This window comes from Pseudomonas sp. FH4, from assembly GCF_000510915.2.
GTDB classification, from domain to species: domain Bacteria; phylum Pseudomonadota; class Gammaproteobacteria; order Pseudomonadales; family Pseudomonadaceae; genus Aquipseudomonas; species Aquipseudomonas brenneri.
This window is the reverse complement of the sequence record NZ_AOHN01000002.1, coordinates 90770-103817: the sequence shown is the minus strand read 5'-3', so window position 1 is coordinate 103817 and position 13048 is coordinate 90770. Positions and strand designations below refer to the sequence as shown.

Below are 13048 nucleotides of genomic sequence, written 5' to 3'. Positions count from 1 at the left end.
TTTCGGACAGATAATTTGGCCGTATTAATCCCCTTTTGGCCGCTCCTGCCGTTCTCTTAAATCGCGCTCGCCGCAAGACTGCATTCACCGATACAGCCTGCGGAGAACAACAAATGCTGACGATCTACTCAGACGATCACCACCTGCACCACGGCCGTTGCGAACTGATGGACGGGCAATTGATGCCCTGCTTTGAAATGCCCTCGCGCGCCGACCACGTGCTGCAACGGGTCAAGGACCGCGAACTGGGCCCGGTGCAGGCGCCCCAGGATTTCGGCCTGGCACCGCTGCAGCGTATCCACAGCCGTGCCTACCTGGACTTCTTCAAGGGGGCTTGGGCGCGCTGGACCGAGTTCGGCCAGGACGGCGACCTGTTGCCCTACACCTGGCCCGCACGCACCTTGCGGCGTGTACTGCCCACCAGCCTGCATGGCCAATTGGGCTATTACAGCTTCGACGGCGGCGCGCCGATCACCGCCGGCACGTGGCAAGCAGCGTACAGCGCGGCGCAGGTCGCTCTCACAGCCCAGGCAGCCATCCAGCAGGGCGCCCACAGTGCCTTCGCACTCTGCCGCCCACCGGGGCACCACGCCGCCAGTGACTTGATGGGCGGTTATTGCTACCTCAACAACGCTGCTATTGCCGCCCAGGCCTTCCTTGACCAAGGCCATAAAAAGGTCGCGATCCTGGACGTGGATTACCACCACGGTAACGGTACCCAATCGATTTTCTATGAGCGCAGCGATGTGCTGTTCACCTCGATCCACGGCCACCCGGAAGCGGAGTTTCCGTTTTTCCTGGGCTATGCCGACGAATTGGGTGATGGGGCCGGTGAAGGCTTCAACTTCAACTACCCGCTGCCGGCTGGTTCCGGCTGGGAATCCTGGAGTGCAGCACTTGAAGACGCCTGCACGGAGATTGAACGTTACGGCGCCGAGATCATCGTGGTGTCCCTTGGCGTGGACACGTTCAAGGACGACCCTATCTCGCAGTTCAAACTCGACAGCCCGGACTACCTGGCCATGGGCGCACGTATCGCGCGCTTGGGCAGGCCCACGCTGTTTGTGATGGAGGGCGGTTACGCGGTGGAAGAAATCGGCATCAATGCCGTCAACGTTCTCGAAGGTTTTGAGGGAGCAGCCCAATGAACATGCTCAAGTCGCTTGTGCTCTGCGCCGCCGTGCTGAGCACCACCGCCCATGCACAAGAAAACACCCTGCGGGTCTATAACTGGTTCGACTACATCACCCCCAAGGCGCTGGACGACTTCAAGGCCCGGAACCCGGCGATCAAGCTGATCTACGACATCTTCGACACCAACGAAGCCCTGGAAGCCAAGTTGCTGACTGGCAACTCCGGCTATGACGTGGTGGTGCCGTCCAATGTGTTCCTGGCCAAACAGATCGAAGCCGGTGTGTTCCAACCCCTGGACCGCAGCCAACTGCCGAACTGGAACCACCTCGACCCCAAGCTGATGAAGTTGATCGAGGCCAACGACCCCGGCAATAAATTCGCCGTGCCGTACATGTACGGCACCATTTTGATCGGCTTCAACCCGGCCAAGGTCAAGGCCGCGCTGGGAGACAGCGCCCCCGTGGACAGCTGGGACCTGATCTTCAAGGAAGAGAACATCAGCAAGCTCAAGCAGTGCGGCGTCGCCCTTCTCGATTCGCCGTCGGAAATCCTGCCCCTGGCCTTGCAACACCTGGGCCTGGACCCCAACAGCAGCAACCCCAAGGACTATGAAAAAGCCGAGGCCCTGCTGCTCAAGATCCGGCCGTACATCACCTATTTTCACTCCTCCAAATACATGGCCGACATCGCCAACGGTGATATCTGCGTGGCCGTCGGCTATTCCGGCAGCTTCTCCCAGGCTGCCAACCGTGCCAAAGAAGCCAAGAACGGGGTGACGGTCGATATGCGCCTGCCCAAGGAAGGCGCGCCGATCTGGTTCGACATGCTTGCGATACCCAAGGGCGCCAAAAACCCGCAAGACGCCTACACCTTTATCAACTACCTGCTGCAACCCCAGGTCATCGCCCCCATCAGCGATTTTGTCGGTTATCCCAACCCCAACAAGGACGCCACCGAACAGGTGGATCCAGCGATCCGCAACAACCCCAACCTGTACCCCAGCGAAGCAGCGATGGCCACGCTCTACACCTTGAAACCCCTGGCCCGCGATGCCGAACGTGCCAGGACCCGCGCCTGGACCAAGATCAAGTCCGGGACATAATCACTCATGGCCGGGGAGAGCCCGCCCCGGCCATGATTATTTATCTACCGTCTTTCCCTCCCTCCCGGAAACTACCTTGGCGCTCTTAAAGCCTGACACTGGCCAAGGAGCTGCAGATGCCCAACGACTCATCCCTCACCAACAACCACCCTCCCAGTAACTATGAACTGTTGACGCAATTGAGCGTTGGTCCGTCCATTCGGGATGTCGCCGCCAACCTGTTGCGCTCCTCCCTCATTGAGCAATACCCGACACTCACTATCGACCCGGACCTGGCCATGGTTATCACGCCACACTGGCGCATCGTCGGCGATGTCATTCAGTCGGCGCCCGCCTCCGCGCAATCACTGACCTCGATCCTGGCCAACCAGGCCATGTCGCCGAGCATGGTGATCTATATCGACGGTGAGCATTTCCTCACCCTGGAGCCGGAGGCCCAGCCTGCCGTGCACCTACCGGTGAAGATCGATGCCATCGCACGGTTGATCAATGAGCTATCGGCCCTGATATTCACCGCCTTCCAGGAGCAGCAGCTCGATTACTGGAATGCCTCCAATGGCCTGTCAGGCCCGCGCTGGCAGACGCTCTCCCATTCCCTGCGCAAGGTGTGGAATGTCACCACCCAGGAAGGTTGGGATGAGCACGATTGCGCCATGGCCAGGACGTTGTTCCACGCTCCGGAGCTGGACAAGCGCAAGGCCTCCGATACGTACCAGACACACGCTTACCTGATCGACATGGATGGGCATCACAACAACAATGACGTTCACATTGGCCTATCGGATATGGCCGTGCTGATCGGTGTACACGAGCAGCGCCAGCGAATTCTGGCGTACTCGCTGATCAGCGGTTACGAGAAATTCGAGTCGCTGGATAAACTCGGCGAAGCGTTGCCGGCGAGCCTTACTCAATATCAACCCGACGTGAGTGTGCAATGGCGACTGTACGAACCTACCGGTGATTTCTTCGATAGCCTGGCGTGCAATCTGATCGCCCTGCAACTGCAAGAAATCGGCGTAGTTGGCTCGTCCAGCCTCGAAGCACCTCCCGCAACGGTCGTCACCGGCCAGGCGGTAGCCCGCATCCTGCCGGTGATTGAAGACTTGAGCGATGACTCGCTGTCGAATATCCGCCAGATCCATCAACAGCTCCCCAACTGGCTCGCTCGTGCCTCGGACCTGGATGTATCGACCTACAGCCGGTGCGTGATCGAGCTGGCCGAACTGCATACGCACAATCATGGGCAGTCTTTCCAGGACGGTATCCCACCGATCCGCGACTACGCCCGGCAGCAGCTGCAAAACCAGATGCAGACCCACAGAAATGACGCGAGCCTGAACCTGGACAAAATCGAGATCAGTATCGAGAGCCCGGTGCTCTGGGGTACCTTTGTGCTACCAGGCACCAGTGACATCACCCGGTGCAACCTGATCGACCTGGCCCTGGATAATCTCACCGGGCTACCCACCGGCACGGCCAGCGTGCGCTACAACGGTGGCAATGGCCCCACATGGTTGACGTACAGCTACCTCAAGGACCTGATCGAAACCCTCGACCTGGGCGAACACTATCCGAACCTCATCAAGCGCACCTTGCTTGACGACCCTATTGAGTCAAAGAGCCGGCAAACCCTCTACACCTCACACTTGCAGGTGCAACTGCCGCTGCTGGCACTGCAGTGGAAAATTCAACGCCTGCATGGCCTCGATGATCGTGGTTACCGCTATATCGCCGCTGTCATGCACGCGCAAGCGCATGAACGGCAGGTCGATGGGCAAGCAATCGTCATCCGACGCCTGGCGTTTGTCCCCACCTTGCGCCCCGGCCAGACACAGGATGTGGTGGCCAATATGTTCGTGATCGGTCCCCGCGACCACACCCAAGGCCCGTGCCTACTGTATCGCCCACTGCTGGAGCCGGTGCTGGTTCAGTACCCGTCACGGCAAAACCTGCTCTATGCCATCAAGCATCACCGCACCTTGCGCGACTCGGTGCTGGCCTGGTTACCCGAAAACGTGCGCTTTAACTACGAGCAATACGTCTTCCCCACCGCACTGCCCTCACCGTGGACCGTCGTGCGCGGGCTGGTGGAGCCGCAGGTGGTGATGCAAATGAGCGGTCCCATTGCCTTGAGCGATGAAGTGGTAGGCAACGACACCCTGGCGACGCTGTTCAAGGACAACGCCAATGCGATGGTTGAACTGGCCACTCGGCAATCGGTATCCAACGTGAAGAAACGCTGGGCAAGCTACCGGCAAGCCGGCTGGATGATTTTCAGCGCAGCCTTGCCATTCATGGGGCGTACAGCCGGGATCGCCGTCTGGATCTGGCAAATCATGGACGACCTGCAAGCATCCGCCCAAACCGAGCCAGGGCCCGACGGGAAAGCTTCCTGGGCGGCGCAGGTCGACCTGCTGCTCAACCTGGGCATGGCCCTGGTGCTGCACGTCGCCCTGCGACATCCGCCGGGGCGAAAGACGATCAAGGAGCAACCGCCGGTACCTGAATCCACCCCCGTGACGGATCCTGAAATCGTACCGCTACCGGCCCGCAAAGTCCCCGTGACGCAACAACCCAACCTGCCCGATGCCGATCTACCCGCTCACCATCAAGGGCCCCTGTATACCAGCGGCCCGCTCAATCGCGCACCCGCAAACCTGGGAACAACACTGGAGCGCTTCAACATTGCCAAACCCGAAGGGCTGGGGGAGCCGATCAAAGAAGCAGGGGCTCACCTGCATCTCTATTCGCTTGCCGATAAATGGTATGCACCCGTCGGAGTCCGCTGGTTCGAGGTCACGGTGGATGAAAACGACAGTGTCGTGATCGTCGACCCAAAACGCCCCTCCCACAACGGCCCTTTACTGGTGAGTAACCTGGCCGGTCAATGGTTTGTCGATACCCGCCTGCGCCTGCGTGGCGCCGGCTTCCGGAACCGCCGGCAATCTGCCCGAGGCAAGACACCCTCCCGGATCAACGACCTCAGGGAGAAACTCAACAAATTCGACGCCGAAGAAAAACGCGGGCAGGCCGAAGTATCAGCGGCGCACGCGGCGATAGACCCGACTCCCGGGCCGTCCGCCGACCGCCAGCGCCAGACATTCCTCGACAAGGTGGACAGCCGCCTGGCCGAATATGACGTGCCCATTCGTCAACTGCGATCGCTGAACATCCTCGACTCGGTGCCCAACTACCAGAGCAGCATGATCGATTACTTGAACAAACAACTGCTGCTGACACGCTCTGCTATCTCAGAACGTCTCCCTGTCTTTCGCGAAAAGTTGTTGGTAGCGGTGGGAGACATAGAAGCCGTTACCGGCCAGAACTTAAAACAGCGCAGCGAAATCGCCCAGACAATGGCTAAGTTGAACCTGGATATGATCAACCGCATGGAGTACGCGCTTTCGCGCTTTCGCGAGTTGGAGGGCCTAGGCATAGAGGGTGCAAAAGTCATCCAGACCACCATGAAAGCCTTGCCCGAATTCAAGCTTTACGACCTCAAGGCGCTGCAACTCACCCTCAGCCGCTACCTGTGTATTGGCGAAGGCAGTGGGGAGGCCTTCACCAACGCCCACGCCCAACTCAATGACATCATCGATATCGCCGATCTCAACGTACAAACGTGGATCGAGACACTGGTAGAAGCCAGCGTCAGTGACCTGAACGAGCGCATTGAAGTGTTGAACAGCCTGCTCGACCAATTTGCAATTGTCGACCAGCGCCTGCTGGACCTACACACCGAATACCCGGAGCAGGTGCAACGAGAGCCGCTGGAAAACCTCCGCCAACAAGTCGAACAATTCAACCAGCAGGCGGTTCAGGAACTGGTGGGGCTGCTCAAGGAAAGAAAAGCCCAGGAGCCCAAACCCGGCCCATCAAAAACACCGCCGGCGCCCAAACGCAAAGTCATCAAGACGCGCTTCAACGGGGTCGTGGTGGGCGAGCCCCGTGAAGCCGAACGTAGCCTGGTGGACGTCAAGGCACCCGTGACGGGCAAGGTCATCGCGACCTTTCACGAAAAAAGCCCAGGGGTCTGGGTCGAGCGGGAGAGCCCCTCCTCAGCTTCCCTTGTACCCCAGGCCATCGACCTGAGTCGGAGTATCAATACCGGGCAGAGCCTGTTGGACGAAGAGCCCGCCGCCACCTTGCGAACCTTGAGCCACTCGAAGAAAGCCGGACGCATCCCGGTGGAAATCGAAGAAATGTTTCATCAGTACGCTGCACGCCTGGAACGCGCGGCGAGCACCATCGAAGAAGCTCTGACTCAACTCAACCTCACCGAAAGCGACCGCCCTCCCGCCGCCACCCTCAACCGCAAACTCAACAACGCGGCTACGCGGCTCTACGAGCTGGGAACAAGCACCCGCATCGAAATGACCAAACAGCAACCGCCGACGGCAGCACGGGTGGAATGGCTGCATAGCCAAGGGCTGGTGAAAATCGCCAAAGTGCTCACCCGCCGACGGCTCAAGGGCCCCGGGAAAAACTACCTCGACGAATACGAGGTGCGTGATCATCAAACTCACGCGGTGCTTTGGTACGCGCACTTTCACTATGAGTCGCCGCAAGCAGAGCTCGAACACTACATCGCCGGCCACCTCAAGACCCGCAACCAACAGAAACTTGGAGGCGCCATCCACCGCACAGGCTTGAGTGTCCGCGACCAGATCGCAATCTATCGCAGTGAAATCAGTCCGCAGTTGGCCCGCTCCCTATTCTTCCAGAGCTGATTATCATCCGACCTGCCAGGCCTTGCGCAACCTTGCCAGGGCCTGGGCGATGGCCTCTTCGGGCACGGCGGCAAACCCCAATACCAGGCCGGCGCGCGAGTCTGGTATCGGGATGGAATCGGGCAACCAGTAGCTGCTCAAACCGTTGATTTCGACATCCATCGCCCGGGCCTGGGCCAGCAATTGCGCTTCCCGAGCCAGGCTTTCCACCCGCACTGTGAGGTGCAACCCTGCTGCGACACCGGGCAGGCTGCCCATACCTGGCACATTGGCAGGCCAACCGGCCAGCAAGGCATTGCGTCGACTCAAGGCGGCACGACGCATCCGACGGATATGCCGCTGGAAATGCCCCGCTACCATGAACTCGGCCATCACCGCCTGAGTGCTGACCTCCGAATGCCGCACATCCACGGCGCGGCGCCGGGTGAAGGCGTCCACCATTGCCTGTGGCAGGACCAGATAACCCAGGCGCAACGCCGGGAACGCCACCTTGCCGAATGTGCCCACGTAGAGCACCCGACCGCTGCGATCCAGGGCCGCCAGCGGTGCCAGGGGCGCGCCGCTGTAACGGTACTCGCCGTCGTAATCGTCCTCGATGATCCAGCCGCCCGTGCGCTCGGCCCAGGCCAGTAATTCCAGGCGTCGCACCAGGCTCATCACCACCCCAGTCGGGTACTGGTGGGACGGCGTGACATAGGCCAGACGGCAGTCGTTGAGTGCGTTCAATGCCGTGCAATCGATGCCTTCGGCGTCTACCGCTACGCCATGGAGTTTGGCACCGGCAATCGCGAACGCATGCCCTGCCGCCCGGTAGCCGGGATTTTCGATCGCTACGGCATCTCCGGGCTCCACCAGCAGCTGTGCACAAAGGCTTATTCCCTGTTGCGCGCCACTGGTGATCACTATTTGCTCAGCGGTGCACTGCATGCCTCTGGAACTGCGCAGGTAGGCCGCGATCAGCCCGCGTAGGCGTTCGTCCCCCGCCGGGTCGCCATAGCACAGTTGCTGTAAGTCCGGCTTGCGCCAGAAAGCCGCATTGAGCTTGGCCCAGACGTCGAACGGAAATAAATCAAAGGCCGGCACACCCACCCTGAAAGCCCGAGGCGGACCACTGGGTGGCGATGGTAAATGGTTGTTTTGCAGGCGCTCCAGGGCCGGGCTGTGGATAACTTTACTGGACAAGTTTCCAGCTAAATCTTCACGTTTTGTGGATAAGGCTGGGGATAAGCCTGTTGATAACCCTGTGGACACTTTTGTGGATAGTTTTTTGGCCACCGTCTTGCTGGTAGGCAGTTGTGCCACGTAGGTTCCATCACCCACCCGTCCTTCGATAAAGCCTTCGGCATACAGCTGATCGTAGGCCCGCACCACGCTGTTACGGGAAATCGCCAAGGCCGCCGCCAGATCGCGGCTGGCCGGTAGTCGCGTGCCGCTGACCAGCCGCCCATCCAGAACCCGCAGACGCAGCGCCTCGTATAACTGGCGCGTCAGGCCCTGGCGGCGATCCAGGTCAATCCCGGCCGGGTTGAACGACAGCGGCGGCTCTAACGGGGGCATGACAGACACTCCGTAAATTGGACCTATGAAATAGGCCAAAGATGGCTCTTACAACGAACCATTAGCCTGCCTAGGATGCAGGCATTCGCCAAGGAAAATTTCCATGTACACACCCCGTGCCTTTGCCCTCGACGATCTGCCCGAGCTGCAGCAACTGATCCAGCACACCCGCCTGGCGCAGTTGGTGACCTTTGGCGAGCAGGGCCTGCAGGCCAGCCACCTGCCGTTGCTGCTCAATCCTGATGAAGGCCCCAACGGCACCCTCTACGGACACTTGGCCAAGGCCAACCCGCAGTGGCAGGACCTGCAAAACGCCAGCGCGGCCCTGGTGATTTTTGCTGGTGCCGAGGCCTACGTCAGCCCGGCGTTTTATCCGGCCAAGGCCGAGCACGGCAAAGTCGTGCCGACCTGGAACTACATCGCCGTACACGCTTACGGCCAGGCCGAGGTGTTCACCGATGCCGAGCGCCTGCTGGGTGTCGTCGGCGCCCTCACCGAGCGCCACGAAACCGGTCGCGCCCAGCCATGGAAAGTCAGCGATGCCCCGGCCGACTATATTGACGGCATGCTCAAGGCCATCGTCGGATTCGCCCTGCCGATCGAGCGCTTGATCGGCAAACGCAAACTCAGCCAGAACCGCAGCGCGGCGGATATTGCCGGCGTGCGTGAAGGCCTGGCTGCCAGCCTCGATGTGCGCGACCAGACCCTCGCCCGATTCATGCCCAAGGAGCCCGTATGAACCCGATTGAAATCCGCCAGGTCACCCATGCCGACCACGCCGCATGGTTGCCGCTGTGGCAGGCTTACCTGCGCTTCTACAACACCGAACTGCCGGACGCGGTCAGCACCAGCACCTGGCAACGCCTGATCGACCCCAACGAACCAACCCATTCGGCCCTGGCCTGGCACGACGGCAAGGCAGTGGGCATGGTCAACTTCATCTACCATCGCTCCAACTGGAGCATCGAGAACGCCTGCTACCTGCAGGACTTGCTGGTGGACCCCGCCCAGCGCGGTACCGGGGTTGGGCGCAAGCTGATCGAATTCGTCTACACCACCGCCAAGGCTGACGGTTGCTGCAAGGTCCACTGGTTGACCCATGAAAGCAACGCGACCGCCATTACCCTCTACGAACGTATCGCCGAGCGCCCTGGTTTTATCCAGTTTCGCAAAGGCCTTTAAGGAGCACCGCATGTCGATATCACCGGCCGACTGGAAAGGCGCCCCGGCGCCCAGCGCAGAGCTGATCGAAGGACGCTTTATCCGCCTGGAAAAACTCGACCCGGCCCGCCACGGCGATGGTTTGTGGCAAGCCCTCGAAGGGCCCGGCGCCGACCCCAAGCTGTGGGACTACTTGCCCTATGGCCCGTTTCCCGAGCGCGCGGCCTTCGACGCCTGGCTGAACAATCACGCGCTTAACAGCGACCCGTACTTTTTCAGTGTGATCGACCGTGCCAGCGGCGACGTGCAGGGCATCCTCAGCCTGATGTCGATCGTCCCGGCCCAGGGTCGCATCGAAATCGGCCACGTCACCTTCGGCGCGCCGATGCAGCGCTCGCCAAAAAGCACCGAGGCGGTGTATCTGCTGGCCAGGCATTCCTTTGAACTGGGCTACCGACGCCTGGAATGGAAGTGCAACAACGCCAATGCCCGCTCCAAGTACGCAGCCGAGCGCCTGGGCTTCAGTTTTGAAGGGGTATTCCGCCAGCACATGGTGGTCAAGGGGCAGAACCGCGATACCGCGTGGTATTCGATTCTGGATGGGGAGTGGCCGACGGTGGGCGCGGGGTTTGAGGCGTGGTTGTCTGAGGGTAACCAGGTGGGTTCGGGCCAGTTGAAGGGCCTGGCGGAGTGTCGCCGCCAGGCGCTTTAAGCCTTAACCCAGTTTTTGCGCCAGCACCGCAATATGCTCCGGCCCAATCCCGCAGCAACCGCCCAGATGGCTGGCGCCGCGCGCTTGCCAATCGGTGGCCCAGTGCAGGTAGCCGGGCGGGTCAAGGTCCTCGCGCAGCGGGTCGAGGCCGTCGTTGGCTGTGGCCTCCTTGGGTTGCGGTGGGAAGGCGTTGGCGTAGGCGCCGATCTGAATCGTCACCCCCAGGCGGGCAAATGCCTGGTGGGCGGCATCAATCGCCGCACCGATCACCTCGGGCTGGCTGCAATTGAACAACAACACCTGCACACCCAACTGTGCCGCCGCTTCGGCCGCGTCCGCCACCGGTTCGCCGGAGCGCAGGCGCGGTGTTGCGTCGGTGTCTTCATCCTTGAGGGTAAACGACAGCCAGAACGGCTTGCCGTCCTCTGGCAGCCCCGCGTGGATGGCGCGTGCTTCGGCAATTGAACTCTGGGTTTCTGCCAGCCACAGGTCCACATGGGGGGACAGGCCTGCCACCAGTGGTGCTAGCAATTCGCTTGCCCTCGCCGCCTCAAACAGGTCGGGCCGATAGGAACCGAACAGCGGCGGCAACGAGCCCGCCACCCGCACCGCCTTACCCGATGCATTCACCGCCCGCCGTGCCAGTTCGCCAGCCAACGCCGCCAGGGCCTGCCCTTCAGCGGCAAACCGCGCTTCACCAATATGAAAAGGCACAACCGCATAGCTGTTACTGGTGATCACATTGGCACCGCTCTGGATATAAGCCGCGTGTACCGCCTCCACCGCCTGCGGTGCTTCGCTCAATGCCAGCGCCGACCATTCCGGTTGCCTGAAGGGCGCGCCACGGCGCTGCAGTTCGCGGCCCATGCCGCCGTCCAAAATTACTGTAGTTGCTGCGCCCATATGCTTTTTACTCATAAGCTTATGAAAATAACTCACTATGAGAGTCGTTCTTATAACTATTTAATACGCTCAATTCGCCTTATCACAACCTCTTTTTTAGTCAGGTGCCCTCCTTGAACATCAAACCGCTATTGGCCCTGGGCCTGACAATTTTGGCTGCCTCGACCCAAGCCTTCGGCGGTGCCACCCTGGACCGTATCGAGCAGAAAAAGGAGTTGGTCGGCGTGCTGATGGAAAGCTACCCACCGTTCTCGTTCCTCAATGAGCAAAACCAACTCGACGGCTTCGATGTGGATGTGGCCAAGGCGGTGGCGCAGAAGCTGGGCGTGAAGCTGCGCCTGGAAACCCCTTCATGGGATGTGATCGCCGCCGGCCGCTGGAGCGGGCGTTACGACATTTGCATCTGCTCCATGACCCCGAGCAAGGCCCGCGCCGAGGTGTTTGATTTCCCGGTGCAGTACTACGCCTCGCCGGCGGTGATTGTGGTCAATGCCAAGGATGAGCGGATCCACGGCGCCAAGGACCTGAGCGGCAAGAAGGTCGGGCTCACCAGCGCTTCAAGCTATGAAAGCTACCTGAACAAGAATCTGGTGATCGAAGGGGCCGAAGACACGCACTTGCAGTACCCGTTCGAGAATGTGCAGATCGCGCCCTACGACACCGATAACGTGGCCTTCCAGGACCTCGGCCTGGGCGCTGGTGTGCGTCTGGATGCGATCCTCACCAACCTGGTAACCGCCCAACCGCGCCTGAGCGAAGACAAACGTTTCAAGCTCGCCGGCGAGGCACTGTACTCGGAGCCCAATTCGGTGGCCATCGAGAAAGGCGACCCGCAATGGGACAACAAAGTGCGTGAAGTCTTCGCCCAACTGAAACAGGACGGCACCTTGAGCAAGCTGTCGCAGAAGTGGATCGGCGCCGATATCAGCCAATGAGCGCGTTCCCTACACCTCCCGAATCGCGCGTGCAGCGGCTGTTCGGTTTCCGCACCCGCCTGTACCTGACCTGGGCGGCATTGTTTGTGCTGTTCGCGAGTTTTTTCCTGAGCTTTGACCTGAAGTTCTCGATCATCCTCGACAAACTGCCCAATCTGCTGGGCCTGCACCTAGCGCCCAATGGCTTCCTGCAAGGCGCAGCGCTGACGCTATTTCTATGCCTGTGTTCGATTGTGGCGTCGTCGGTGCTGGGCTTTGTCACCGCGCTGGGGCGCTTGTCGAAAAGTGCCGTGGCCTTTGGCATTGCCAGTTTCTACGCGTCGTTCTTTCGCGGCACCCCGCTGCTGATCCAGATCCTGCTGATCTATCTGGGCTTGCCGCAACTGGGCCTGGTGCTGGGCGCCATCGCCGCCGGGATCATCGCCTTGTCGCTGAACTATGGCGCTTATCTGAGCGAGATTTTTCGCGCCGGCATTCTCGGCGTACCCCACGGCCAACGGGAAGCCGCCCTGGCCCTGGGCATGCGCGACAGCGCGATCTTCTGGCACGTGACCCTGCCGCAGGCCATGCGCACGATTATTCCGCCGACCACCAACCAGTTCATCTCGATGCTCAAGGATTCTTCGCTGATTTCGGTGATGGGCGTCTGGGAAGTGATGTTCCTCGCACAATCCTATGGCCGGTCGAGCTATCGCTATATCGAAATGCTGACCACCGCAGCGATTATCTACTGGATGCTGTCCATCGGGCTGGAGCTGATCCAGGCGCGGATGGAGCGCCATTACGGCAAGGGGTATGTACGACGCGGCTGATG

At 60.5% G+C, this 13048-nt stretch carries 10 protein-coding genes; 8 read left to right on the top strand and 2 right to left on the bottom strand.

The window, feature by feature from the left end:
• Positions 1 to 113: 113 nt before the first annotated feature.
• The 3 genes from H097_RS01265 to H097_RS01255 all read left to right on the top strand — a co-directional run bounded on the left by H097_RS01265 (position 114) and on the right by H097_RS01255 (position 6966).
• Positions 114 to 1148 carry a histone deacetylase family protein gene (locus H097_RS01265; RefSeq protein WP_032856717.1) on the top strand — a complete coding sequence of 345 codons (1035 nt, stop codon included), beginning with the start codon at positions 114 to 116 and terminating at the stop codon, positions 1146 to 1148.
• A complete protein-coding gene (locus H097_RS01260; protein WP_032856715.1) occupies positions 1145 to 2236 on the top strand; it encodes a polyamine ABC transporter substrate-binding protein in 1092 nt (363 codons plus the stop codon). The genes H097_RS01265 and H097_RS01260 overlap by 4 nt, the downstream gene beginning before the upstream one ends.
• 116 nt (positions 2237 to 2352) lie before the next feature.
• Positions 2353 to 6966 carry a DUF6543 domain-containing protein gene (locus H097_RS01255; RefSeq protein ID WP_032856714.1) on the top strand — a complete coding sequence of 1538 codons (4614 nt, stop codon included), beginning with the start codon at positions 2353 to 2355 and terminating at the stop codon, positions 6964 to 6966.
• Between the two features lie 3 nt (positions 6967 to 6969).
• On the opposite strand, the gene H097_RS01250 is transcribed toward H097_RS01255, so the two are convergent.
• Entirely contained in the window at positions 6970 to 8523 is a 1554-nt protein-coding gene (locus tag H097_RS01250) for a PLP-dependent aminotransferase family protein (RefSeq protein WP_032856712.1), read from the bottom strand.
• Positions 8524 to 8626: 103 nt separating this feature from the next.
• Here H097_RS01250 and H097_RS01245 point away from each other — a divergent pair, with 103 nt between their 5' ends.
• From H097_RS01245 to H097_RS01235, 3 genes are read left to right on the top strand one after another with little or no spacing between them, the layout of a single operon-like run.
• Complete coding sequence (locus H097_RS01245; protein ID WP_032856710.1) at positions 8627 to 9262, top strand: FMN-binding negative transcriptional regulator; 636 nt, start codon at positions 8627 to 8629, stop codon at positions 9260 to 9262.
• Entirely contained in the window at positions 9259 to 9705 is a 447-nt protein-coding gene (locus H097_RS01240) for a GNAT family N-acetyltransferase (RefSeq protein ID WP_032856709.1), read from the top strand. Before H097_RS01245 ends, H097_RS01240 begins: the two co-directional genes overlap by 4 nt.
• 10 nt (positions 9706 to 9715) lie before the next feature.
• Complete coding sequence (locus H097_RS01235) at positions 9716 to 10396, top strand: GNAT family protein (protein WP_032856708.1); 681 nt, start codon at positions 9716 to 9718, stop codon at positions 10394 to 10396.
• 3 nt (positions 10397 to 10399) lie between these two features.
• Here H097_RS01235 and H097_RS01230 read toward each other — a convergent pair whose 3' ends face one another.
• Entirely contained in the window at positions 10400 to 11299 is a 900-nt protein-coding gene (locus H097_RS01230; protein ID WP_032856706.1) for a homocysteine S-methyltransferase family protein, read from the bottom strand.
• Positions 11300 to 11412: 113 nt separating this feature from the next.
• Here H097_RS01230 and H097_RS01225 point away from each other — a divergent pair, with 113 nt between their 5' ends.
• A complete protein-coding gene (locus H097_RS01225; RefSeq protein WP_032856704.1) occupies positions 11413 to 12234 on the top strand; it encodes an ABC transporter substrate-binding protein in 822 nt (273 codons plus the stop codon).
• Positions 12231 to 13046: an amino acid ABC transporter permease gene (locus tag H097_RS01220; RefSeq protein ID WP_032856702.1), complete on the top strand. Its 816-nt coding sequence runs from the start codon at positions 12231 to 12233 to the stop codon at positions 13044 to 13046. Before H097_RS01225 ends, H097_RS01220 begins: the two co-directional genes overlap by 4 nt.
• The last annotated feature ends 2 nt before the right edge of the window (positions 13047 to 13048 follow it).